Here is a 23,126-nt window from a genome sequence, read left to right on the forward strand (position 1 = left end):
CGCCTCGTGCGGCTGTTCCAGCCGCAGCGCCCTGTGCAAACACGCGGCCTCGGCCCTGATCCAGGTCGCCCGCTGCCTCGCCGCGATGCCCCTCGTCCTTCTCCTGCTCCGCGGCCGCTCCCAGTCGGCTTCTTCGCCGGCCTCCAGGACCCCGACCACCCCTTCCTCCACAGCCACGGTCCCAGGCACGTGCCGCTCCCACCGGTCACCTCCGCCCATGTCGCCTTCGACGAGGGGGAACACGCTGCCCGCCCGCCCCTTCCTCGGGGCATGGCTCCTCCCGAGCAGCCGGTCATGCCGGTGCTCCCCGCCGTCGGCAGGTTCGACGGCCGGACCCTTGCCAGGCTCGCTGCCGACACGTCCCAACGGGCCCACTCCCTTCTTCGCACCCTCACCAAGGACGACGCCGCGGCAACGACACAGCCGATGGGCATCCTCATGCAAGCCGACCGGGACACTGGTTCACCGGTCCCGCTGCAACTCCCCCACATTCCGCTGCAGCAGAGACTCAGGGAGGACCAGGAGGCCACGGGCATGAGCAAGGCGGAACTCGCCCAGGCCGTCCGCGAATGGGACCTCAACGGCTGACCTGGCATATTGATCTTCCCGAGCGTCTGCCGAGCACTGCCGTCCGCGTTCGCAAGGCACGCACACGACTACTCGATCTCTGCCGGTGAACCTCAGGAGCCAGGTCGAGCTGTGCTCCCCGGTGCCGACCGCGACCAGGAGCAGCCACCCGGCCGCACGCAGGCGAGCGGCCGCAGCGCATCAGCTGCGCCAGCTTCCGCGCCACGACCTCGCGCTTGAGTTGGATGGCAAGCACGGTCACCTGCTACGCCGCGCGGGCCGCGACGGCCAAGCCGAACGCGGCCTGCTCATCCAGTCCGCCGCATACACCGTCGCGCGCACCGGCGACCAGACGGGCATGCGGGAACTCGCCGCCGAGGCCGCAGCCATCGCCCGTCAACTCGGCGGCACGACCTGACTGCGCGACCACGGCGGGCTTCAGCCCGGCCACAGTGGCCCTGCACCTGAACTCGGAAATCCACCGGCGCCCGCGGCACCGCGCTGACTGCGGCACGGACCATCGTGGTCGATGCCTTGCCCTGTGCGGAGCCGTTTCCGCTACTACGGCGACGTCGCTGCCGCACTCGCCCAGCAGGGGCGAAGACGGTAATGCCTCCACAAGCTCGCCGCCGAGCACCATGCCCTCGAAGGCCCACGCCCGTCCGTTGATGCGCGCCATGGTCTCCGGGTTCTTGGTATGCGGGCCGACGACGAGCGAACTGCGCGCTCTTGCCGCCCGCTGCGGTGTACTGCACTGACCCGGCCGGAATCTCCGTTCGGCACCTGACGGGGTTCCTTCATCAGCGCGCTCGCTTCGACCTTGGCGAGCAGGTGCACGACCGTCCTGTTGGCCTCCGTTGCTCAACCAGGCGAGCGACGGAGCCTAGAGAGGAAGAGCGGGACTCGTCCGGGCACTTCCGGCTTACCTACCTTGCGGCTGATGTCTGGGCCGGGGCTCCAGGGAACACGGGGTTGGCAGGTGGCGGCTCCAGGACGTTCTTCCCTGCATAGGGGGCCTGATCGCTTCTGGAACAGGAGGACGGGGATGTCGCCGAGCCCGTGCCTGCGTAAGCGCTACATAGGCTGCGTAGGGCTTCCGCGAAGGGCACGGCATGAGTGTCGATGGTGATCCGCATTTTCGTCTCCTGCGGTTAGGGTCTCCAGGGCAGCTTGGACCTGATCGAACTCTTCTTCCGTGCTGGGTGCCGCGAGCCGCAGCCCGGGTACCGTTCCGGCCTCGTCGCCGGAGAACAACCGTGTGTTGATTCTGTAGTTGAGCAGGTGCCTATGGGCGGGATATGGATTGTCCAGGTGCACGAAGCGGTAGTGAATGTCGGCCGGGCTGACCCTGGCGCCGAAACGGCCCTGGAGTAACTGCTGTAGCCGCTGCGCGTCAGACTTGATCTTCGCCAGCGTTCCGGGCAGCCACGCATTGTCCTGGAGCGCGGCGGTCGCCGCCGTGATGTCCAACAAGTACAGCCAGGGAAGGAGAAGACGCTGCACATCACCGCGCAGATGTGTGTCCCGTGTCCAGAGCATGCCTGCACGGGTGCCGGGCATACCGTTGGCCTTTCCGGTTGACTGCAGGACGACCAGGTTGGAGAGATCCGTTCCGGCGAGACTGCGGCCGTTGCCCTGGAAGGCGATGTACTCCTCATCGACGATCAGCGTTGCACCGCGATGCTGGCTGTGGGTGCAGACGCGCAGAAGGTCATTCCGGGGAATGTAGTGGCCCAGGGGATTGGAGGGGTTGGAGAGCACCACGTACTCATAGGCCATCATTGCTTCGCGCGTCCGTTGGAAGCGCATCTCCGGGGTGTCCTGCACGCCGGGATCGGCGCTCAGGAAGTCGGCATAGGCGAAGTACTCGAGCGTCCCGGTGTACTCCGGCGTGATGACTGCAACCCGCCTGTCGGTGAGCAGCCGGGCAAGGGCTGCGAGGAACTCTGTCACGCCGCATCCCGCGAGCATGTGTCGAGTGTCGGTGTGGAGTCTGCGGGCGAAGGCTTCGAGGTACGGGGTCTGTGCTCGGTAGGGCGGTGGGGTCAGGCTGTCCGGCTGGCGCGTGATGAGATCGGCAAGGGCAGCAATCGCCTCGGGCGGAGGTCCGAAGCGATTGCTGCAGATGCTCAGGTCGAGGGTGATCGCGCCTTCGGGGAGGTCGGTTAGGTCGCCGCCTTGTACTCGGCTTGGGTCGCGTACGAGGTTGCTTGCATGCCGCATGCTGGATTCCTTCGCCGAGTGTGCCTGGAGGTGGCTGATCGCGATGTGATGGGCGGGTGAGGCGCGCCTCAGGACAGAGCCCGTGTTGCAGGGCTCGTAGTTGCGCCAGTGCGCGTCCAACCGGGGGCCGTGGCTGAGTCAGCGGTTCGCGCCTTTCCTGAGGCCTGCCGACTGGCAGGTGAGTTTCCCGTCCGGCGCCACGGTGCCCGTGGGGTGCTGCCGTGTGCGCCTTGCCGGAACGCTCATTCGGGCAGCGAGTCGCGCCTGCCTCTCTTGGGCGAATCTTCGAGCACACTCGCACAAGGCGTCAACAATTGGAGACGGATTGGTGGCGGTAATCCCTGTCAGTTCTGCAGGGCGGGAAAGCATCGCGTGGGTTCCCAGCAAGGATGTTCAGATGAGAACTTCCCTGACCCTCAGTCGACGAGGCAGTTCTCGGCCCAGCCTTTCTACCGATGGGCCGAGGCGTCCGCGCAACTTCGGATCCTCGGCGGCGCCCCGCTCCGCCTCGCCCTCGTCGAACAGCACAGCGGCCAGGCCGACGCGGTCCATCACCTTCACCCTCTCAAAGCCCGGCCTGCGCAGGGCGAGCGCGTCCTCGAAGTGGACGCTCGCGGCCCGGTGGCCCCGGCCGAGCCCGGCCAGGCCGCGGGCGGCCACCGCGCGGGGCAGTACGAGCAGATCGAGAAGGTCTCCGCACATCACGGCAACTTCTGGGAGGTGCTGCTGTACGGGCAGCTCGGCCGGGACCGGTCGGTGATGTTCGACCTGGCGGAGAAGCTGGAGTTCACCACCACGTCCGAGGACGGGCGAGTGCTGGCCGCGCTCGCGCACGCGATGAACCACGAGAGCGCCCGCGGCGAGTACATCACCGCACTCGGCGAGGACGGCAGAGCCGTCGACATCTCCTTCGCCACGCAGAACTGGCGCAAGGCCGTGCTCGACAAGACCCGGCCGGGCCGGTTCGTGCGCAAGCACTTCGAGGCGATGGTCTTCACCCACCTCGCCGAGGAACTGCGCACCGGGGACGTCGGGGTGGTCGGCTCGGAGGAGTACGCCGACTGGTCCGAGCAGCTGCTCGCGTGGGAGGACATCCAGGAACAGCTGGCCGACTACCTGGTCGAGGTCGGGCTGTGCGAGGAAGGCGAGGCGAGTGCGTTCGACGCGGCGTCCTTCCGCCGGCAGCTGGAGGACAAGCTGCGCGGCGCCGCCGCGGCAGCCGATGCCGGGTATCCGGACAACGAGGGCCTGGTCATCGATCCGGAGACCGGCATCCCGTCGCTCAAGCCGCATCGTTCCGAGGGGCAGCGGCCCTCGGCGAAGCGCCTGGAGCAGGAGGTCAAGGCCCGGATGCCGGAGCGCACGCTGATGGGGATCGTGGCCCGCACCGCGTACTGGGTGGAGTGGTGGCGCCGCTTCGGACCGCCCTCGGGCAACGACCCCAAGCTGAAGGACCCGTTCGGCCGGTACGTGCTGACCACCTTCGTCAAGGGCACCAACATGGGCCCGTACGAGGCGGCCAAGCACATCCCCGGGGTGTCCGGACACGAGCTGTCGTACGTCGCCAACCGGCACTTCTCCATCACCCTGCTGAACGAGGCCATCGCCGACCTCGTCAACGCGCACGCCCGCCTCGACATCTCCCAGGCGTGGGGCGACGGCACCGCCGTGGCAGCCGATGGCACCCACATGGACACCTACCTCAACAACCTGCTCGCCGAGACGAGCGTGCGAACTGGCGGGATCGCCTACCACCACATCTCCGACACCTACATCGCGCTGTTCACGCACTTCATCCCGTGCGGGGTGTGGGAGGCCGTCTACATCATCGAGGCCCTCCTCAAGAACACCTCCGAGGTCAAGACCACCGTGCACGCCGACACCCAGGGCCAGAGCGTGCCCGTTTTCGCCCTGGCGCACCTGCTGGGCTTCGATCTGATGCCCAGGAACTGGAAGGGCCTGACCTTCTACCGCCCGTCCAAGCAAAGCGAGTACGTCCACATCGACTCGCTGTTCGGGGAGGCGGGCAAGAACGTCATCGACTGGGACCTGATCGAGTCCCAGTTCCGGCACCTGATGAAGGTGGCCGTCTCCGTGCGCGAGGGCGCCATCTCCTCCTCGACGCTACTGAAGCGGCTGCGGTCGGGCTCGCACAAGAACTCCACCTACACCGCGTTCCGCGAGGTCGGCCGCGTAATCCGCACCGTGCAGCAGCGCTACCTCTCGGATGCGCCGCTGCGCCGGCGGGTGACCGCGGCGACGAACAAGGTCGAGTCGTTCAACCGGTTCTCCCAGTGGGTCGGCTTCGGCAACCAGGGCGTCCTCGCCGACAACGACCCCATCGAGCAGGAGAAGGCGATGAAGTTCAACGCCCTGCTCACCAACGCGGTGATCTTCCACAACGCCCTGGACATCGCGGAGATCGTCCGTCAGCTCCTGGAGGAGGGATGGGACATCGACCCGGAGGACCTGGCCCGCATCTCGCCGTACCTGACCGAACACATCAAACGCTTCGGCGAGTACTCCACCCACGGACTCGGCATCCAGCCCGAGGCGTACGACCCGAAACTCGACGTCGACTTCACCCAGCTCCGCGACCAGGACCTGACCGCCGCCAGCCTCGGCCAGGCAGCCTGAACCGGGACCCGTCCTTGGTGGCGTGGGGGGAGCGGGGGCGGGCGCAGGCGACCCCTTACCCGCCCCGGCGGAGGACGCTGACGACACGTTCCCGGCCCAGGATCGGGGCGTCCTCGCATCCTTCGGGAGTGACGAGGTAGGGGCCGACCCACTTACGGGAGTAGCCCGTCGGGTCGTCGTGGTCGGGGTACGTGCGGCGGTGCGGCCGTACGAACCACTGGTGGCGGTAGATGCGGCCGGCGGTGTCGCGGGCGCCGCGGTCGTCGTCGGAGGCGGGCCGGATGGACTGGCGGAGCGTGATGTAGCGGACCGGGGCATCGGGGTGCTCGGCACCAGCCCGGCGCAGGCGTTTGCGGGCAGCGGCGTCGGGCCGTACCTGGTCGGCCTGCCACAAGGCACGGCGGGCGTCGGCGGGTTGGCGGATCAGCAGCAGGGTGCCCAGCAGGGTCCGGATGATCCGGAGCTGGTCCTCGTTGATGTCGTTGACCCGGTCGGCGCCCACGCCGTACCGGTCCTTCGCCGGGCGGCCGTGCTTGTCAACGGCCCAGGTGTGCTTCACCTCGTCCCACTCGGTCTCGGTGTTCAGCGGGATCGTCGCGCCGAAGCCGATGGCCAGGTCACCGGCGAGCGAACCGCGGACCTGGCGGGCCCAGGTCGGATCGGCCCGGCCGCCGAGCTCCTCCAGGGTGCGCCGGTAGGGCCCGGCGTCGTCCAGGACCAGGACGCGCAGCGCCATTCCGGCCCGGCACCACAGCACGGCCCGCGGCCGCCCGAGGGTCTGGGTGTGTGCGCTCGGGTCGTCGGACCACAGCAGGAACCCGATCGGGTCCGGCAGGTCGTCCGCGTCGAACGCGCACACCGGCAGCTCTTCGCCGGTCGTACGCGCTAGCCACGTCATGCGGTCGTTGACGAAGAACTGTTCCGCGCCTCGTACGGCCGACTGCATCAGGAAGGGATCGGTGAAGCCGTTGACCTGGATCGCGCCCGAACCGCGCTGGCCGCGTACGACGTTGTCGTCGGCCCACTGGAGCAGGCCCTGGCGGACCTCGGGAACATCGCAGGCCCGCAGATGGGTCGTCGCCATCTCAGCCGACCGGCACCAGGGCGGCGTCGTACTCCTTGACCTCGCTCCCCGAGCCGGGAACCAGCTGCCCCGCCCAGTAGACGGGGTCAATCCGCTCGTTGTTCGGGCTGGGGCGGAAGAAGTCGAGCATGTCGTCGACGCGGGTGAACGACCAGCAGCCCAGCCCGCCGCGCAGGGTCAGCATCCCGGGCCACGTGACGATCTCGCACCAGTCCCAGGACGCCTTCGGGAACCGGAACGACAAGTGCCGGTGGACGCCGACGTCCTTGACCACGGTCATTGTCGCGCCGTCGGCCTCGGAGGCGAACCGCTCCTTCGCCTCGGTCATCTGCCGCTTCAGCTCGTCGTACGGATCGATCTCGTTCACCCGGAGCCCTCCCACTGTCCGGCCCGCACCGGTCGGCGGGGCTTCGTGGAGTACAACGACCGCCCCGGGCCCGGGTGCCGGGTGGCCGGACCCACCTCCGCCATCGCGGCCACCGCTTCCCTTCCTGTCGGCAAACGATGACGACAGGTGCCGTGTACGTCCAATGAACCCGGTGATTCCGGGGCCTGGCGACGGCTCAGATCCAATGAGATCCGATGGCGGTTGGCGACAGGGTTAGATGACACCCGAGGTCCGATGCGCCGACAGAAGCGAGGGACAGCGTGGCCAATCTGGTCTACAAGCGGGTGTCGACCGACCAGCAGTCGACCGACCGCCAGAACCTCGTCCTGGACGAGGCCGGGATCGAGAACCCGGTCGTCTTCGAGGAGGAGGCTGGCACCTCCAGCCGTCTCCATCCCCTTGAGCGGCCGAAGTTCGGCGACCTCCTCGCGTACGCGAGGCCGGGCGACACCGTGCACATCTCCGAGATGTTCCGCCTGGTCCGGGGCACGGGCCACATCTCGACGTGCTCGACATCCTGCACCGCGACCGCCTCGCCCTGCGCATCCACGACGGCGCGTTCTCCTCGATGGACCTCACCGCCCGCCACCCACGCACCGGCGAGCTGCTGTCCACCGTGAAACTCATGGTGCAGACCCTCGCGGCCGCCGGCGAACTCCAGCGGGATCTCCAGCGCGAGCTGACGTACGACGGGCTGCGGGCCGCCGAAGCCAAGGGCAACAAGGGCGGGCGCCGCCCCGCCATCCCGGTCGACAAGACCGACGACGTGCGAACCGCGTACCTGGAAGGCCGGTCCATCGCGGCCCTTGCCCGCGCCCACCAGGTGAGCCGCGGCGCTATCCGTACCGCCGTCGTCGACCTCCTGCCCAAGTACACGGCCGTCGACCCAGGCGCCCCGGCCCCGGAAACGCAGGTTGTCCTCGACATGCCGGGCAAGGTCGCCGACTTCCTCCGCGCCGCCGAGCTGGACAACGCCGAGCGAGCCGCGCTCGACGAGGGCCAGGCCGTACTGCGTGGCCAGGGCTACACCCTGCGCGTCACTGCCGTACCCGCGGTTCATCGCCAACTCCTCGACCGCTGCCAGGTCCTCGACGGCACCGCGGCGGTCCCGGCCCAACGCAAGGCCCGCCGCGAGTACGAGAGCCGCGTCAACGGTCTCGGGGCTCACACCGGGAGCTGAAAGAGCCCACCAAGATCAAGAACTGGCGGCTTTTGGGCGCCAGTGCGCTACCCCGCGTACGTGCCGTAGCTCCAGTACCGCTGCGCTTGCGGGAGCCTCCCGCAGTCATGGCTGACCCACCCCGCGAGCGCCGCCAGGTCCGCGGTCGCCGCGAACACCCGGGTCTTCAAGGAGGGCGGGACGCCGTCCTGGATGCGGCGGGCGACCTCGCCGAGCTGGGCCACGATCACCGAGCGGTACAGGCCGCCGCCGGTCGAGGCGTCCACCGTGGTGAAGAAGGTCTCGCTGAGCACCCACTGCCCAGGCTCGCCCGGAGCACCCACGGCCTGGCTGGTGCCGCCGATCCGGGGCCTCGCATCGGGGGCATGGCCCCCAAGGACGTCATGGCGGCCTACGAAGACCTCTTCATCGCTGGAGGGAAGCGGCAGGGGTAAGCCATGTCCTTTGGTTCCGACACGGCGCGCAACGCGTTGAGGGGCCACAGCGACTTCGGCCAAGGTAGTCAAGAACTGCTGCGCGCCGGCCATGCCGTCCGCAGCTGAGCTAGAGGTTGGCGGTCCCGGGCGTGCCCTGGACCGGCTGCCGATGGCGGTTCCCGCCGGACTCCTGGGCGCCACCCTCGGGTGCCAGGAAAAAGTACCAAGATTGGTTACGCATTCCGAGATTGCACGATCACGGACGGCAAACGCTCTTGGCGGCGAGCAAGCCGGTGCCAGAAGCCGCTCCGTCTCCACCAGGCGATCAGTTAAGGCATCCTGAACGGCCTCAGCAGCTGCCCGACAGTGGACATCTGTCCTCTCCCCTGCGGAGGTTGTGCTGCCGCGAGGGCTCACGTACGAGCTTTCCGCAGGATTCCGCGAACCCGCGTACTCTGCAGGGCGGCATCATTCGTACCATTCGACAATCGGAGTCACCATTGGCCTGAGGGGGGCTGGGTGGCTACGCTCAGTGCGCCCGCCGTCGTGGTTTCAGGGGAGACTGTCAGGTGAATACAGCCGATCTCACACCGGCCGACCCCTGCGTTGGGGAAGCAGCACGCAGTGACCAGCTGGAGATCCGTCAGCTGCTGGACCAGGTAGCCCAGTACGCCAAGCGCCTGGACAAGAGCCCCGATCAGCTTCTGAGCCTACAGCGCGTTTCCCATGCAACGGGGATCCCTCGCAGCCGGGTTCGCGAGTTGGTTCAGGGAGCCTGTCCTCTGACTCCGCCCCCGCACGGCGAAGAGCTGAAGGCGTACAACAACACCCTGTTCGTCCAGCGGTTCAAGTTCTTGCGTGAGACACGGCATGATGAAAGTGGCGAGCCCTACTCCCTGCGGGGGATCGCCCGCGGCACCGGCATCTCGGCGCAGCAGGTCGGTCACCTCCTCGTTGGCGAACGCGGCCCCAACAACGATCACGCGACTCGAATTGAGCGGTTCTTCCGCGTGCCGGAGGGGTTCTGCTCGCGCCCCGAAGGTGCGGCCCTCATCACCTTCCTTCGGCCCTTGGTCGGCGAGGAACTGCCCAATATGGTCACGCGCGGGTTGCTGCAGGAGCTGGACATCCAGGCCGTGGGCCTGCGTCGCACGGGTTCCTCCGACGGAACCTTGAACTTTGCCGAGATTCTTCCGGCCCTCGAGGAGCTTGCACGGCGTCAGCGCGAACGGAGCAAGCCTCAGGGCTGACGCCGCGGTTCCCTGATGCCCTGGTGGCATGACCCAGTTCGCTACGCCTGTCCGCATTCGCCAACCGGAGGGCGCCACGTCGCAGGCCTCCAATTGTTGACACCGTGTGTGAAGGTCGACCAGGATCGAGTGACGACAGAGCGTTCCTGAGACTGGACGGTCATCTAGAGCTCGACCGCCCCTCGGTGTCTGAGCGCGCCGCGAAGGAGGCGCGGGCCCGCGTAACCAGGCGATCAATTCGGGCCTGCTGCACGGCTTTACGAGCGCGCCGTGGGTCAGCAGGCCGAGGCTCTGAGCTGAACAGGGTTGCCCGTTCACGGCGACCACCCGGCGAAGCAAGGGGGACATGGGATGTACCGCGGGTGGTGGCGTGACCCTCCAGCACTTCCTGCCGCCTTAACACCGCCCACGGTCCTTCACTCTGCCGCATGCCCCGAGAGGACTGCCGCGAGCTCCGTTGCCCTCATGCACCTGGAAGATGACGCCGCCGCCCGGGCCCAGCATGCCTGTTCGACCACTCCGGGCGGCGCCGCGTGCCGCCCGCCCAGCCTCCGGCTCCAGCCGAGGAGGACGACGTAACCGGCCTTGACACAGGAGACCTCAAGGAGGGCACAACCATGACGTAGCTCCCCACAACGGTCTGGCCGCGTTTGCCGACGCGCCCAGACCTCGCCACAGGCAAGAGAGGTTCTGCCACCTCGTCTGTGCCGTGGCCAACATCACCGTCCGACCTACCGTCGAACGAGCCCCTGCCCTTCTTGCCGGAAGGACCGGGCAAATCACTCCCATCCGGAGCTCGAACCCCAGCCACGGGGCACCGACGTTCCACGACTCTGGAACGGATCGCACTCATCATGCAGCAGACTGCTGTTGTTTGTCACTCGCCGCTGCCTAACTCAGCGCGTCTCGAGCCTGAGGACCTCATCCACAGCCGCCCCTTCACCGCGCCATGGATGCCCGTAGGAAGTGTGCCTCCTGGCGTAACGCGTCATCTCCGGCACCAGCGCGCCCCGCGAGCAGCCGTCCACATACCGCCCTGCTGCCTGCGCTGTGGCTACACCACGGTGGGACGCTTGTGCCAGCAAGGCCCAGGCTCATGACCGCCGCTGCCGGCATGCCTCAACGCACGGAACGTGGCGGGCTTTTAACTGCCCTGCCGGCATTGTCCAGACGCATTCACGCCCTCTTGGTGGAGGGCGACATTCACGGCGCCTACGACTGCGGCAGCTCTCGTTGCGGTCAGCGCACCTCCGCACATGCATGGGCCACAACCCGGGCCATCGCGGCCGATGCTGTACGTGCTGGCTGGCGTGAGTCCGATTTCTTCCAGATCATGCTCGATGGCCCCTACAAGGGCGGGCATGACGCCCGAGGCTTACTGCACCGCCGCGGGCACGACCACGCAGTTGCCTGGCTGCACCGCGCTTGGAAGGGCGCACGGCAGCACGTGCACTCCACCGATCGCCTCGCCTCCCGCCACGACTTCCACGCCTCCCTGGCCGCGCTCCGCACCCGCATAGAACGCACTCCCTGGCAGGGAATCGCCGGGAAAACCGACCTGCGCAACCTCCTGGCACGCATCGCGATCTGCGAACAGACCGGCGGCTGGGACCACACCGTATCCGAGCGTGAGCTGGCCGAACGGATGGGGTGCAGCCGGGCCACCGCCCGCAACTCCAACCAACGACTGCTGCAGACTCGCCTGCTGCGCCAGCTCAATCATGGTTCTGCACGGCACGGAGCCCGCTGGATGCTCATGTCCCACGTGTCTCTGTCTCAACTCCAGTCCACCCCCCAGGGGCCACAGGCTGGGGGGGCCATGAATGGTCCAACCGCGAGACAGCCTCTCGGGGATGCCGATATCAACTCCCGTGTCGCCACTGCCCTGATGGGCCTGGACGCCTTTGCCCATCACGGTCTGGGAGGCAGCGGATTAGCAGTGGTAGCAGCACTGGCCGAGCATGACGGCCAGACCATTGGGCAGCTCCAGAGCACCGCCTGCGTTTCGCGTTCCACCGCCTATCGCCAGATCACCCGGTTACAGGACCTGGGGCTGGTGAGACGTGTTGGCGAATTGTGCTACCTGTCACCGACTGGGCTGGAAGGGATCGAGGCTGCCAAGGAGGACTGCCCTCGGCCTGTGGAGGGGTGGGTACACGCAGCCCACCGGCTGGGCACGCTCGGCGCCGCCCGCCGCCGCCGAGCCCGTCACCGACAGCAGCGTGATGTCTGGCGACTGGTGCTGCTGCGGCTGACCGAGCACCGCCGTCCAAGCGTGTCCATTCCGCACCCATCTCGAGCCTCTCCTGAGCATCTCTCCCCAGATGGCCAGGCTGTTGACCCAGTCACTGAAGAGATCATCAGAGACCTCTACATCGCTTCAGATGGCTGCTGGATCCTCGACCACGGTGGCGATGGTCTCCAGGAACACCGGGAGGGGAGCGCGCATGGAGTGGGGCCTGGAGCGGGCAGCCGACTTGGCCATTCGCCTCAGGCTGTTCTTCGCTAGGTACTCCGGGCGGAGGTCCACGAGCGGGGGCGGGGCGGCCTCAAAGTCTATCCGCCACAGTGACAGCGCGGTCTCGGTCTGGTCGACTGGTCACCAGCAGTTGCTTGAGGGCTGCCCGGTGTCCTGGTGCCGCCCGGCGAGTGCCCATAGTGCATACCCGTCCTCACGCGGGGCGACGCCGAGCCGGGTGCACGCGTCCTCGAAGGTCATCTCCAGGCCGTCGGGCATCCGGCCGGTGCGGATGACCAGGGCACCGGCGACCGGGAGCGTGAAGCGCCCCGGTCCGTCGCCTTCCCCGTTGCCAAGGCTGCTTGCTCCCCCCTCATTGCGATGTCAGTGGTGGTGGGCGAGGAAGACGCGGGCGCGCTCGTCGAGTTCGGCGGCGCATCGCACCCCGCGGGCCCGGTAAGGGTGCAGGACGGCGGATCACTGTCGACGATCGCCTCGCGGCCTTCGGCGAGGTTACAGATGACGTTGACGGCCTCGCCGAGCCGGACGGCGGTCTGGAGCACCGGCCGAGGCCCGCGCGCTCTCCCCCCGCAGGCGCTTCAGGGCACGGAGCTTCCTGGATGTGCACCCCGGCTGTCGTCGAGGCTCAGTCGGTGGGCTCGACGGCTCGTCGAGCACGGCCTCAGGTGGGCTGCTGGCGCACAGCGTCTTCACGTGCCTGTTCACGGGCGGCGTCCACGATCGGGGAGGATGCCAGCGCGTGTGCGATCTTCACGAGGTCCTGGCAGGGCCGGGGCGTGATGGTGGTCGACGGTTCTGCAGTCTCGGGTGCACCTGGTTGGTCTTCTGGTCGGGCTGCTACCTGCGCCGAGGCGGTGACGGCGGCCTGGGCGATGTCGGCCGCGTCGGCGATGGCCTCGGCCTCAGCATGGGGCGATCCGGCGGCGAGGGCCCGCCTCAGCGCTGCCGTGCGCAGGTCCGTATCGCGATAGCGCGAGAGCCTGAGCAGCTCATCGCCGATGGAGGTCTCTCGCTCCGTGAGCCAGACGCTGGGTGGGGCCCACCAAAGGGTGCGCTGGGCGTCGCACCTGGATGCATCCTTGGGGCGTACCTCGTGCCACAGCGGGGCGAGTGCGCGGTACTGGGTCCAGTGGCAGTGAGCCCGGCTCAGGTGAGGTCCTGCGAGCGGCAGGGTATAGCCGATGGCGCTGATTACGGAGCTGGCCGAGGCGAAGGGTGGGGCTACGGAGGTGCTCAGGTCGTCCCAGTTCTGGCCCATCCAGCGGGCGGCAACTGCGGTCAGTTTTGCCAGGTCGAATGCCAGCAGCCCTGCCGCGGCCCCCACTTGGCACAGCAGTACGGCGCGCAGCCAGCCTCCCATGTCGTGGAGCCAGCGCCAGCACAGCGTGGCCATGGCAATGGCTGCTACGGCATGGGCGAGGAGGTAAAGCACGATCATCTCGCGGATGAACGGTGTGTTGGCGTAGTAGGTGTCCAGGTCCCTGACCCGCTCGACGGGGGCGTCGCCGAGTGAGAACAGGCCGATGAGGGTGAGCGCGATGGTGCTGTAGGCGGCGATCCAGTTCCGTGCGGTTCGTCGTACCTGCCGGGGGTGACCGCCGCGCCAGTGGACGAGCAGGACCGTGCAGGAGGCGCTGAATGCTGTCATGAGGCAGTAGACCAGCGGGCCGGCGAAGTTCGGGATACCGGTGAGGTCGTTAACTGCGGCGGCGGAGGGTGGCGCGGCGCTGACGAAGCCCGAGGCCGCAAGGGCCATCACCAAGAACACGCAGCGGACCCGGACCTCGTGCCAGGCCCGGACCATGGCGGGCACCTTGACGGCCAGTGCGGTCGCCAGGGCGATGGCGGCCACGTAATAGACGGTGCTGTTCACGGGCCGCTCGCAGAGTTGTGGGTTCGTAGGCGTGGAGAGCCTGGAGACGGTGCGTTGACGTCGCGCGGATCCTCGTCCTGTCTCAGTGCTAGCGGGCGGAGTGCTGGCCCGTCGCTCACCGGCTGAATTCGCGGCATTCCGTGAGCCTGCGCCCTTGGGAAGCGCTGTTGGCCCGGCACCGCGCGGAGGGAAGGCGTGGGCCGTGAAGCGCCGCGGTGAGAGGCGAGCGTCAGTGGTGTGTCCAACGTGCGGGGCCGACCTCCTCGCTGGTTCCGGTGCAGTCCACGAGCAGGCGCTGGACGTGGAGTTCAGGTCCTTCACGTCGCGCAACGCGCGTAGAACCTCCTTAGCGGCTCTGTGCGTCTACGCATCGGAGTCGATGCTTCAGAAGTGAACTTCCCGTGGATACTGCAGCATTGATCCTGGTGGAGCCCATTCCCGGGTGTCAATCAATGCTTTACACTCGGGCGGTTCCTGGACTAATCGGGCATCCGTAAGTCGGAAGGTGTTCAATCTGAAGAATCCGCCAGCCCGTAGCCCAAAGGCCATTAGGCTTGCCGGGCCGGGCACTCGCACTGAGCGAGAATCTCCGGTGCCGCCTCTCGTACTGCAGGCTCACGGCGCGATGGCGGACAGCAGCCTTCGAGGCAGCCGCCTCGGAACCCGGCGGCAAGGGGACAAAGACCCGCCTCCGACCCTCCTTGGAGGGGGATTAGCAGGTCAGGACGGTGTGGATGAGTTGCGCGTGGAGGATCGAGGAGCAACGGATAGCAGAGCGCCTCAACTACCTTTTCCAGACAGTTTTCCCCCGCGGTGAAGGTCCTCAGAGCAATGAGAGGGTCAGCCTGGCCGTCGGCGTGTCCGTAGAGGAGATCGTGAGGCTGCGCTCGGGCGAGCCACTGCCCGTGCCTACCCCCGCCGAGCTCTTTCGTGCCAGGCTCACCCACCTCTTGACGACGCGCCTGGCGCCGCGAACCATGACGGACGCCGCTGAGGCGTGCGGGAAGAGCAGGAGATGGCTGTACAACCTGTGCGACCCAGAGAAGTCGCCTTCCGGCCCCTCCCTCGACTCCACCGTGGCCTTTGCCCAATTCTTCGGTGTCGACACCACCTTCTTCACCGACGCACCGCTTGAGGCGCTCTCCAGGCATTTCGGTGTCGAGTCGTCGGGAGCGGAGTTCTTCACCGCAGCAGACAACGATCCTGCAGTCACCAACGTGAAAGAACAGATCGAGGTCGCACTGGCCCTCCGCAGCGCATCCCGCGCGGACGGCAGAATTCCCGCAGTCCTGGGGCGCATCCTCGGAACGTTCCCCACGACACGAGGCCAGCCGGACAGCACCACCGATGTCGGATAGGGAGCGTGCAGTGAGGGGCAGAAGGCTCAGGGCGGCCTTCAGAGCAGTGGCGGCCAGCGTGCGTGAAGGACACAGCCACCGAAAGCTGCGCCAGCAATTCCGCGCTGCGACCGATCTGCCCCCGCAACCCAGCCTGGACGACGCCGTCGCAGCAGTCAGCCGCATCTGCGGAAAGAGCATCCGCATCCACTACGTGGCCATGCGACACCCCTTCACGGGCGGCCTGTTCCATGCCGACACCGAACTGATCATGCTCGTGGACAAGGTGTCCCCCCCCCGCCTTCTGCAGCTCTGCGTAATCGCCCATGAGCTCGCCCACGTGTATCTCGGCCACGACCCCGATGTACACGGCCACGACGTCAGCGAGGAAGAACTGCTGCGCAGCCTGCTGCCCTCACTCAACCCGGCTGTCGCGCGCATGATGCTCGGCCGGACATATTTCGACAGCCACGGCCCGCACCACACAGACAGTGACACACCGCCGGAACGGGAGGCCGAGATCTTGGGGCGCACCATCGTCGGACTGATCGTCACCCGCGAAACCAGCGCGGAGTCGGCCTCGCTCAACTCCGCTCTGCGGCACAGGGGGACGGGTGTCTGAAGACATAGCCAGCGGCATCTACCTTCTCGTCGCCGGTATCGGTCTCTGCACGACGGCCGCCAAAGTCTGGGCGTGGCGCCGCGAGCGGTCGTCGGCGCTGCTGCTCATCGCCGTCTCCTCAACGGTCGGCGCAGGCGCGTTCCTGCTGGCGTCGCCCGTGGTGTACCGGTCGATCGCCGCTCTCACAGGCAGCCAGAACCTCTCCGAACTGCTGGTGTTCTTCTGCATCCTCGGCTTCTTCGTCCTGACCCATGTCATGTCCCTGCTATGGCATCGCCATGGCGAGCGGCGCAGTGCACGAAGCATCCTCCTCAGACCGCTGGTGATCTATGCGATAGCTGCGGCGGGGATGGTGACCGGCTTTCTTGTGGCCGGTCTCGAGGACGCGCCGCACCCGCTGGACTTCAACGCCACCTATGGCCAGGACCCCGGGGCGCTGGTCATGCTGGGGTCCTTCCAAAGCGCCCTGGCCTACGCGCATCGTTGTCCACGGCAGTCCGATTTCGCCGCAGCTCCCTGTCCACGCTGAGCGACCCCCGGCTCAGTCGGGCGCTGCGGCATATCTCCATCTCCACCTGGTGGATCGCCGGGTACGTCGCCTGCGTCGGCCCTGCCACGATCACCGGTGCCCTGGGGTGGCGGGGCCTGGAGGAGCTGCACAGCCTGGGCCACGCCTCGGGCACGGTGGGCGCCTTCATCGTCAACTGGGGGTTCTCGGGTGCCGCTATCGATGCCTGGCGTGCCGACCGCAAGGATTTCGCCGCGCTGGCTCCGCTGTGGCGGCTGACCCGCTCGGCTGATCCCGCCGTCGGGCTCACCGATCCTGACCCTCTGGCCGAGCGGCTCGGTTTCCTGCATGTCCGTGAGTGGCACCTCCTGAACCGGATGACGGACATCCTCACTGCCGCCCGCAGCCTGTATCCGTACATGTCGCCTGCTCCTGCCGAGTACATCCGCACCGCGGCCGCTGAACGTGCCTGGACGCCGGAGGACCAGCAGGCGGCCGCTGCGGCGGCCACGCTGCTGGCTGCGGTGGACCAAAAGCGCCGCGGTGCGGCGCCGCTGGGCGAGGACCGCCGCTGCTGCCGGGCCTCGATCTGAGTCCGACGGCCCAGCGTGCGCACCTGGTGCGCGTGGCCACGCTCCTCGAGGCCCCCGAGGTCCGGCACGCCGCCGGGCACGCGAGTGCGGGGGCCCGGCCGGCGACTGCGGCGGATGCGGGTCGGTCAGTGCCCGACGCGGCGGGCGAGTAGCGCGCGTGCGACCCGGATTAGGAAGCCGGGCGACCTCAGGGCGGCGGGATGCTTGCGCATGTTCACGACGTCGAGGAAGCGCGCATACACGTGCGGGTCCGTCACCGACGCGGTGTTGATCATGTCTGCGAGCTTCCTGAGAGCGGGATAGCCCGGCGGATAGGGGCTGCTGACGTGCGGCTGGGCGAGGTCGGCAAGGGTGGACAGGCGCCATGCGGCTTCCACGACAACCGCGATGTGCGCGAAGTACGCGTTCGCGGGCGCCCGCAGATCGTTGCCCCGGCGCAGGTAGGCGGCCAGGCACGAGGCATGCAGAGCCGCCGAGGTCATGCCCTGCCCCTAGACGGGATTGAACGACGCCACGCTGTCGCCGACGGCAAAGAGTCCTCCCGGCAGACGCTTGACCGCGGTGAAGGTGCGCCGTTGCGAGTGGGCCATCCGGTAGGTGTGGACTTCACTGAGCATCTCGCACTGCCGGGCGATCTCCCCGAACGGGGGCGCCTGCATGTCCTGCATGCGCTTGCGAAACTCCTGCGGGTCACGTGAGGGCTTGCTGTCGCCGAAGGCAGCGATCAGCACCATCCACCGATCGCCCTCGACGGCAGCCAGCGCCCCGGTGTCCCTTTGCTCTGCCGTCGTCCTAGCAGGACCAGGCACCACATGAGCGACCCGCACCTCCGGCAGCTCCCCGGCCCTGCGGAAGAGGGCTGTCGCGTAGCCGAGGTCAATGTGCATCCGCTCCACAGGGGGTGCTGGCCAGCCGTGCTCCTTGAGCCACGCCGACAGCCGGCTGGAGCGGCCCATAGCGTCGACCACCGCGTCCGCCCTGAGCTCGTGTACCCGCGCGCTTCCCATCGCGCGGTACCGCACGGCCGACACACGCGTGCTGGTAAAGGCCAGCCCGCAGGCTTTGCCCCGCACCAGGGTCACCCCGTCATCGCCCAGAACGCGTCGGCGCACATGGGACTCAAGCAGGCCCCGGGTGACGCCGATGAGCTCGTTGCCAGGAACGCTCACCTTGCGCACCCCGGCCATGAAGGCCTGCACCTGGCTGCCCGCCCCCAGCACCGCGCCGTCGTCCACCAAGTCCTGGGACAGCCCGGGAAACCAGCGGTCCATCTGCGTGCGGCCCATGTCCAACAGCGCATGCAACTGGTCGTGCTGCGGAACGCCGCTGCGCCTCACGTCAAGTGGATCGTCCGGCTCGACGATCGTCACCCGGACGCGCGATTGCCGCAGAACACGGGCTGCCGTGAGCCCGGCGACGCTTCCCCCTAAGACCACCACATGCTGCATGTCCGCCCCTCATCCTTGTGGCTCGTGGCCTGGTCCCACCCCGGAGCCCGACTCGTGCTGCACGCTGCCCCGGCGCACGGTGCTCCCTTCGACCAGCAGAGATCTACACGAGGCGGGCTGGCCGGCGTCGTGCCGTGCCTCGTCAGTGAGCACACCAGCTCCCATTACCCAGCACGGCCTCAGCAGTGGACTGCTCCATCCCGATCAGTGCCCTGTCCAGCGGGCGGCATTCTGCGGGCAGCTGCTCGACGAACGCGCGGACGGCCGGATCCCATACCGCGTCGCACTGAGGCCTTCGCGTGGCCTCATGGGCGGCCCTCAGCAGGCACCAGCGAGGTTCTGATGCGCTCGGCGAGAGGAGTGGTACCGGGCTGGCTGGTCGGGGCGAGGAGGCAGCGGCATTGCGCGGACAGCAGCACACCGAACCTGTCGGCCCTGCGTTCGATGGGGTTCTCGGACGACGACCGCGCGGCGCACTCGAGCGCTTCCAGGACGGCCTGCTGATTGGCGACTTGCGTCAGCAAGCGTGTTGCCGCCGGTGGCCCTTGTGGGAGCAGTTTCCGGCAGCCGCCGCGGTACAGATGGAATATCTCGTGGCCGAAGATCGTGATCTGGTGGAAGGGCGAGGTCTTGGCTTCGACGACGATCAGATCGCGGTCCTGGCCGCGGAAGTACGCCCCGCTGATGGACGCGGCCGGCGGGAACGCCACGAGCTCAAAGTCGACGGTGTGCTCGCGGTCTTGGCTGAGGAGGGCGCACCACACCGGAAAGAGTTCTTCGACGCTCGGCCGTGAGGTGGGGCGGCTTTCGTCCACGCTGTCGACCAGCCGTTGACGCAGACGCCGCATTGCGGCCCGTTTCGCCAGTTCCTCCCTCACAGAACACCCCCCGTGTGAGCGGCAACCGCGTTGCCCTTCCCTGAAGCCTTGTATCCGCCAGCCGACCCAGGGCGGCACATGTATGGAGCCCGGCCGCGGTCACGACGCGTGGCGGTGCGCCTTCGGGTGAAAACGGCCAGCTTGATCATGGAGCGATCTTGGCCGGTGCGATCTCGGCAATCTGATATCACCGGCATTCCCCGCTCTCTTTCCTCTCCGCGAACGCGCAGCATCGCACACAATCATCGCTTGCGACACAGCCATAGTCGATCGCACTGTTGCGTGGGCCCTTGTCAGGGATCAGCTTTGAGCCATCGGCCCGAGAGCCCCCGGCATTACTTGGTTCACCGCGACGGTCCTGCGCGAGGGGGTCCCGTTGACGGGCAGTGACATCAGCCGGGCAATCCACTCACCGTGCCGTGGGCGGAGTACCGCACACAGGGATGGCATTTGGTTGCGCGCCGGCTGCCGCTCCTCCCGGACACCCAGGTGTTCGCGCGAGCAACGTTAAGCATATGCAGACCTGATAGGCCGCGCGAGGCTGCAGCAAAGGAGGGAACTCCGGCGGGGACGGAGTCCGATGGACCATGACGGTCATAACTGCTGCGCCGTAGGCTACTTACATCCTCACGTTCCGTCGACATGCAGTGGGTCATTCCTGCCGCGGCAACCGATCTTGCAGCCGTACGAGTTTCGGCCAACTTGCCAGACGGCGCACCTGCCGCGCCTGCCGGGCACGCCGAGGAGGAATCACTGCTGCTCTGTGCCGGGCGTCCCCTGCGCACGGTGCGCCGCGCGCGGGCTACCAGCTGGCGGACACCTGCGACCCGGGGGCCTCATGGGCGGTAGAGCGCAACGTGGGGGCCGGGATCCGAGCCTGTGTTGCGGCTTTCGGGAGTGCCCTTCCGGGCGCTGCTGAAAGCTTCCTGCAGCGCAAAGGGCGCCGATGCCGTGAGGAAATCGCGCGTGGGACAAGGTGCAGCACGGAGCAGATCATCATGGTCGGCCCTGCTCAGCTCTCCCGGCGGCAGAGGATCGATTCCCTCGCCTGTACCGGGCACGACAGTCCGCCAGCTGCGCTGGCCGCACGACGACAGGGGCGCGGGGTTCCTGAAGGCGGCGGCAGGGTGGCAGACCGGGGACGTCGGGGTCACCTGCGCTGAGCCTTCACCGAAGCCGACCGTTTCGTTCCTTTCAGTGTGTGGGGTGAGCTGCCGCCATCTGGGCCCGCGGACGCGGCCCTCAGGGACAAGGGTGGTACTACAACGGCACACCCGGCACGGCATCCCCATCCCCGCTGGCCACGGGAGTTGCTGATGCTGTGGCGCGCAGGCCACCGGACAGTCAGCGGGCCCATCTCGTGCGTCTGGCTGGCGGACCTGGCATGACCCAGTGGTCACCACGGTGCCCGCAGGGCGCCGACTCCCCCGCCCGCCGCTGATCCCGCAACCCGTGCACCAGCTGTGGCTGAAAATTGCTCTAGCTCGCCCCGCAACATGACTGGTCGAATCAGTGACCCAATGCCAAATACGTTGCAAATTAGAGGACTTCAATGACTGATCTGGCGTACGTAGATCTCTACAGAAACGTGTCCTCAGACATTGACAAGACTCTGGAATCAGCCATTGACCGACTTCCCGTCCACTCTTCAAATTCGGTAAAGGATGCCGTTTCCGAGATCTTGCAGGCTCGGCAGTTGAAGTACCCGCTCTGCGTCTTGCCCATCATGCTCCACGCAGCCGAGACGGGGGTCGGAGAGCCCGCCACGCCGCTGGCGGCTGTGCATGTTCTGTGGTGGACGTCGGCCTGCTACCTGGACGACCTGGCGGACGCGCACTCCCCTGTCAGCACCGGCACCCTCAGCGGGAACGAGGCACTGCTCGCGGCAGTTCTTGCGGGAAACTCCCTGCCTCTCCAGATCATCCAGGACCTGGATACCTCAGCACCGGTCCGCAAAGCGCTGACCACTGAATTCTTGAACGGATGGACTATCGGCGTCGAGGGCCAGCTCAGCGACTTCCGCGAGAAGCCCGGCAGTGCCGCCAGAGAATCCGTCATCAGCGCATACCGCGGGAAGTCCGGTGCACCCTACGGGATGATCACTGCCATGGCCTCAATCCTGTCCGGCGCCCCTTCGGAGCGGACAGCCATGTGGCGGGAATTCGGCTATGTTTTCGGCATACTCTGGCAAATCTTCAACGATCAGGAGGACATTCTCTCCGGCCGCCACGACGACTTGCGCAACGGCACGGTGACGTACTTGCTGGCCTGTGCGGTCGAGGACGGACTGCCGGCGGACAAGGAGCAGCTCCTGGAGCTGTGCGCCGCGGCCCAGCAATCGGAACCGGCGCGAATGCACCTGACGCAGATGCTGAGGGACCCAGCCCTTCTGCGTCGCTACCAACAGGATGTGACCGAGATCCGTGACCAGGCACACCGCCTCCTGACCGCGTTGGGAGGTGAGGAGAAGCACCTGGCCATGATGCGCGAGCTCGTCGAGGACTCCGCCCGGATCCGCCTCTATCTCTGATCAACGATCCATGACAGCCGCATGATCCGGAGTGCTGGAGAGGCACCGGCACACCGCGACGGAACGTCCGTACCGCAGGGGTGAACCGAAGGCCTGCTCTCGGAGAGCGGCGCAGAGTAGGTCACCCGCCACACCGACGCCAGCCTGACGGCCTATCAGATCAAACGCCGCCAGCAGCGACCCGCCGATCCGCCCCGGCTCCCGCCGCCCTCGACGGGAGCGCGTCCGCGCCGCCCGGCCCCGGGCGGATACGCCGCCGGACAATCCGCCTGGGCGGGTGAAGTAAGGCCTCGCCGCTGGCCGGGAGACGCCCCGAGGTGCCCAGGTCAGCAGGCCTCGGCGAGTTCCTCGATCCGGTCGGCGAGTTACTGATCGGGGTGGTGGAACTGAATGCCGTTGATCTCGTCGACTTTCAGTCTCTCGACGACATCGCGGAGTGCCTCGGTGTGGCTGTCCAGGCGGTGCAGGCGCCAGGACGGCGGCGGGGTCAGGTGGACGTTGGCGTCGAGCAGGTGGGCCTGGGCTGCCCAGTGGTGGGCATCACGTAGTTCGCCGCGGAGCAGGTGGAATAGGTAGAGGCAGTAGGCGGCGATGGCGTTGCCAGCGCCTGCGGCGAACTGCCACCACCACAGTGCGCCGTCCGGGCGGTGGGCGAGGTTGAGCAGGCAGCCGAAGTGCAGGGCTCCCTCGGCGTCGCTGAGTTCGTCGGCGATGCGGGCCAGGTGTTCGGCGGCGGCGTCGCTGTAGAGGAACTCGGTGGACAGGGCCCACAGTTCCGACTCGGCACGGTCGATGGCGGTGAGGAGCTGGCCATCGGTCGCGGGGCGGATGCCAAAGATCAGCACGGCGGAGACGTCACGGACGACTTCCTGTTTGAGGTCGTCGAGGACGCCTTCGGTGACTGTGTCCGGGATGGCGGCCTGGCGGAGAACGTCATCGAAATTGTGCGGCACGCTCTTACTCCTTTCCCTCGTCGTCACTCAGGTCCAGGTCGAGGCCGAGTTCGATGGCGATCCGCTTGCGGGCTTGGCGGCGGTGGGTCCGGACGGTGCACGCGGACTGGAGTTGGCGTAGACCGTGACGCAGGGCACGTTCGAGCTGGTCGAGGTCGGC

At 67.5% G+C, this 23,126-nt stretch carries 23 protein-coding genes and 1 pseudogene; 12 read left to right on the plus strand and 12 right to left on the minus strand.

From position 1 onward, the window contains the following. Positions 1-189, minus strand: a 189-nt coding sequence (locus ACFWZ5_RS35395; protein ID WP_384891757.1) for a hypothetical protein, incomplete at its 3' end; no start/stop codon positions are given. An 81-nt stretch (positions 190-270) separates the two neighbouring features. Between ACFWZ5_RS35395 and ACFWZ5_RS35400 the strand changes: the two genes are divergently transcribed. Together ACFWZ5_RS35400 and ACFWZ5_RS35405 are read left to right on the plus strand one after the other, a co-directional pair. Further along, the gene (locus tag ACFWZ5_RS35400; RefSeq protein ID WP_384891760.1) at positions 271-588 is read left to right on the plus strand and encodes a hypothetical protein; all 318 of its coding nucleotides are present in this window, start codon (positions 271-273) and stop codon (positions 586-588) included. Between the two features lie 85 nt (positions 589-673). Continuing rightward, positions 674-985: a hypothetical protein gene (locus ACFWZ5_RS35405; RefSeq protein WP_384891763.1), complete on the plus strand. Its 312-nt coding sequence runs from the start codon at positions 674-676 to the stop codon at positions 983-985. A gap of 656 nt (positions 986-1,641) precedes the next feature. Here ACFWZ5_RS35405 and ACFWZ5_RS35410 read toward each other — a convergent pair. Continuing rightward, complete coding sequence (locus ACFWZ5_RS35410) at positions 1,642-2,790, minus strand: aminotransferase class I/II-fold pyridoxal phosphate-dependent enzyme (RefSeq protein WP_384891766.1); 1,149 nt, start codon at positions 2,788-2,790, stop codon at positions 1,642-1,644. 603 nt (positions 2,791-3,393) lie between these two features. Between ACFWZ5_RS35410 and ACFWZ5_RS35415 the strand changes: the two genes are divergently transcribed. After that, the gene (locus ACFWZ5_RS35415) at positions 3,394-5,427 is read left to right on the plus strand and encodes a transposase (RefSeq protein ID WP_384891768.1); all 2,034 of its coding nucleotides are present in this window, start codon (positions 3,394-3,396) and stop codon (positions 5,425-5,427) included. A gap of 55 nt (positions 5,428-5,482) precedes the next feature. Here the strand turns inward: ACFWZ5_RS35415 and ACFWZ5_RS35420 are convergent, their stop codons facing one another. Further along, on the minus strand, positions 5,483-6,511 hold the full coding sequence (locus tag ACFWZ5_RS35420) for a hypothetical protein (RefSeq protein WP_384891771.1): 1,029 nt from the start codon (positions 6,509-6,511) through the stop codon (positions 5,483-5,485). Position 6,512: 1 nt separating this feature from the next. After that, positions 6,513-6,878 (minus strand): hypothetical protein, encoded by a 366-nt coding sequence (locus ACFWZ5_RS35425; protein WP_384891774.1) that lies wholly within the window; start codon positions 6,876-6,878, stop codon positions 6,513-6,515. 281 nt (positions 6,879-7,159) lie between these two features. Here ACFWZ5_RS35425 and ACFWZ5_RS35430 point away from each other — a divergent pair, with 281 nt between their 5' ends. Both ACFWZ5_RS35430 and ACFWZ5_RS35435 read left to right on the plus strand, forming a co-directional pair. After that, a complete protein-coding gene (locus ACFWZ5_RS35430; protein ID WP_384891777.1) occupies positions 7,160-7,519 on the plus strand; it encodes a recombinase family protein in 360 nt (119 codons plus the stop codon). After that, positions 7,405-8,079: a hypothetical protein gene (locus tag ACFWZ5_RS35435; RefSeq protein ID WP_384891780.1), complete on the plus strand. Its 675-nt coding sequence runs from the start codon at positions 7,405-7,407 to the stop codon at positions 8,077-8,079. The genes ACFWZ5_RS35430 and ACFWZ5_RS35435 overlap by 115 nt, the downstream gene beginning before the upstream one ends. A gap of 47 nt (positions 8,080-8,126) precedes the next feature. Here ACFWZ5_RS35435 and ACFWZ5_RS35440 read toward each other — a convergent pair whose 3' ends face one another. After that, entirely contained in the window at positions 8,127-8,372 is a 246-nt protein-coding gene (locus ACFWZ5_RS35440) for a hypothetical protein (RefSeq protein WP_384891783.1), read from the minus strand. 692 nt (positions 8,373-9,064) lie between these two features. Here ACFWZ5_RS35440 and ACFWZ5_RS35445 point away from each other — a divergent pair. Together ACFWZ5_RS35445 and ACFWZ5_RS35450 are read left to right on the plus strand one after the other, a co-directional pair. After that, the gene (locus tag ACFWZ5_RS35445; protein ID WP_384891821.1) at positions 9,065-9,745 is read left to right on the plus strand and encodes a hypothetical protein; all 681 of its coding nucleotides are present in this window, start codon (positions 9,065-9,067) and stop codon (positions 9,743-9,745) included. Positions 9,746-10,841: 1,096 nt separating this feature from the next. Then, positions 10,842-12,254, plus strand: coding sequence for a MarR family transcriptional regulator (locus ACFWZ5_RS35450; RefSeq protein WP_384891786.1), 1,413 nt, complete (start codon positions 10,842-10,844; stop codon positions 12,252-12,254). 90 nt (positions 12,255-12,344) lie between these two features. Here ACFWZ5_RS35450 and ACFWZ5_RS35455 read toward each other — a convergent pair whose 3' ends face one another. From ACFWZ5_RS35455 to ACFWZ5_RS35465, 3 genes and pseudogenes are all read right to left on the minus strand, one after another. Beyond that, complete coding sequence (locus ACFWZ5_RS35455) at positions 12,345-12,482, minus strand: hypothetical protein (protein WP_384891789.1); 138 nt, start codon at positions 12,480-12,482, stop codon at positions 12,345-12,347. A gap of 194 nt (positions 12,483-12,676) precedes the next feature. Next, positions 12,677-12,787: pseudogene (locus tag ACFWZ5_RS35460) on the minus strand (TIGR03842 family LLM class F420-dependent oxidoreductase); the annotation flags it as partial. A gap of 98 nt (positions 12,788-12,885) precedes the next feature. After that, positions 12,886-14,097, minus strand: coding sequence for an MAB_1171c family putative transporter (locus ACFWZ5_RS35465; protein WP_384891792.1), 1,212 nt, complete (start codon positions 14,095-14,097; stop codon positions 12,886-12,888). A 734-nt stretch (positions 14,098-14,831) separates the two neighbouring features. On the opposite strand from ACFWZ5_RS35465, the gene ACFWZ5_RS35470 reads away from it, so the two are divergent. Genes ACFWZ5_RS35470 through ACFWZ5_RS35485 form a run of 4 tightly spaced genes read left to right on the plus strand, consistent with a single transcriptional unit; the run spans position 14,832 to position 17,157 of the window. Continuing rightward, positions 14,832-15,455, plus strand: a complete 624-nt coding sequence (locus tag ACFWZ5_RS35470; protein WP_384891795.1) for a helix-turn-helix domain-containing protein — start codon at positions 14,832-14,834, stop codon at positions 15,453-15,455. Between the two features lie 58 nt (positions 15,456-15,513). Further along, complete coding sequence (locus tag ACFWZ5_RS35475) at positions 15,514-16,056, plus strand: hypothetical protein (RefSeq protein WP_384891798.1); 543 nt, start codon at positions 15,514-15,516, stop codon at positions 16,054-16,056. Then, on the plus strand, positions 16,049-16,585 hold the full coding sequence (locus tag ACFWZ5_RS35480) for a hypothetical protein (protein WP_384891801.1): 537 nt from the start codon (positions 16,049-16,051) through the stop codon (positions 16,583-16,585). Before ACFWZ5_RS35475 ends, ACFWZ5_RS35480 begins: the two co-directional genes overlap by 8 nt. Then, positions 16,540-17,157 carry a DUF6545 domain-containing protein gene (locus ACFWZ5_RS35485; RefSeq protein ID WP_384891804.1) on the plus strand — a complete coding sequence of 206 codons (618 nt, stop codon included), beginning with the start codon at positions 16,540-16,542 and terminating at the stop codon, positions 17,155-17,157. The genes ACFWZ5_RS35480 and ACFWZ5_RS35485 overlap by 46 nt, the downstream gene beginning before the upstream one ends. Positions 17,158-17,282: 125 nt before the next feature. On the opposite strand, the gene ACFWZ5_RS35490 is transcribed toward ACFWZ5_RS35485, so the two are convergent. The 3 genes from ACFWZ5_RS35490 to ACFWZ5_RS35500 all read right to left on the minus strand — a co-directional run bounded on the left by ACFWZ5_RS35490 (position 17,283) and on the right by ACFWZ5_RS35500 (position 19,483). After that, positions 17,283-17,639: a hypothetical protein gene (locus ACFWZ5_RS35490; protein WP_384891807.1), complete on the minus strand. Its 357-nt coding sequence runs from the start codon at positions 17,637-17,639 to the stop codon at positions 17,283-17,285. Positions 17,640-17,648: 9 nt separating this feature from the next. Continuing rightward, positions 17,649-18,605 carry an FAD-dependent oxidoreductase gene (locus ACFWZ5_RS35495; RefSeq protein WP_384891809.1) on the minus strand — a complete coding sequence of 319 codons (957 nt, stop codon included), beginning with the start codon at positions 18,603-18,605 and terminating at the stop codon, positions 17,649-17,651. A gap of 305 nt (positions 18,606-18,910) precedes the next feature. Next, entirely contained in the window at positions 18,911-19,483 is a 573-nt protein-coding gene (locus tag ACFWZ5_RS35500) for a hypothetical protein (RefSeq protein WP_384891812.1), read from the minus strand. A gap of 1,552 nt (positions 19,484-21,035) precedes the next feature. On the opposite strand from ACFWZ5_RS35500, the gene ACFWZ5_RS35505 reads away from it, so the two are divergent. Next, positions 21,036-22,013 (plus strand): polyprenyl synthetase family protein, encoded by a 978-nt coding sequence (locus ACFWZ5_RS35505; RefSeq protein WP_384891815.1) that lies wholly within the window; start codon positions 21,036-21,038, stop codon positions 22,011-22,013. A 365-nt stretch (positions 22,014-22,378) separates the two neighbouring features. Here ACFWZ5_RS35505 and ACFWZ5_RS35510 read toward each other — a convergent pair whose 3' ends face one another. After that, entirely contained in the window at positions 22,379-22,966 is a 588-nt protein-coding gene (locus ACFWZ5_RS35510) for a hypothetical protein (protein WP_384891818.1), read from the minus strand. Positions 22,967-23,126 lie beyond the last annotated feature (160 nt).

The organism is Streptomyces sp. NPDC059003 (assembly GCF_042740445.1).
Classification (GTDB): Bacteria; Actinomycetota; Actinomycetes; order Streptomycetales; family Streptomycetaceae; genus Streptomyces.

Excerpts from the sequence above, each read along its gene's own strand:
- ACFWZ5_RS35450 (WP_384891786.1), top strand. The coding sequence starts at position 10,842 with ATGACCGCCGCTGCCGGCATGCCTCAACGCACGGAACGTGGCGGGCTT.
- ACFWZ5_RS35455 (WP_384891789.1), bottom strand. The coding sequence starts at position 12,482 with ATGCCCGACGGCCTGGAGATGACCTTCGAGGACGCGTGCACCCGGCTC.
- ACFWZ5_RS35495 (WP_384891809.1), bottom strand. The coding sequence starts at position 18,605 with ATGCAGCATGTGGTGGTCTTAGGGGGAAGCGTCGCCGGGCTCACGGCA.
- ACFWZ5_RS35420 (WP_384891771.1), bottom strand. The coding sequence starts at position 6,511 with ATGGCGACGACCCATCTGCGGGCCTGCGATGTTCCCGAGGTCCGCCAG.
- ACFWZ5_RS35470 (WP_384891795.1), top strand. The coding sequence starts at position 14,832 with ATGAGTTGCGCGTGGAGGATCGAGGAGCAACGGATAGCAGAGCGCCTC.
- ACFWZ5_RS35410 (WP_384891766.1), bottom strand. The coding sequence starts at position 2,790 with ATGCGGCATGCAAGCAACCTCGTACGCGACCCAAGCCGAGTACAAGGC.
- ACFWZ5_RS35400 (WP_384891760.1), top strand. The coding sequence starts at position 271 with ATGGCTCCTCCCGAGCAGCCGGTCATGCCGGTGCTCCCCGCCGTCGGC.
- ACFWZ5_RS35505 (WP_384891815.1), top strand. The coding sequence starts at position 21,036 with ATGACTGATCTGGCGTACGTAGATCTCTACAGAAACGTGTCCTCAGAC.
- ACFWZ5_RS35490 (WP_384891807.1), bottom strand. The coding sequence starts at position 17,639 with ATGACCTCGGCGGCTCTGCATGCCTCGTGCCTGGCCGCCTACCTGCGC.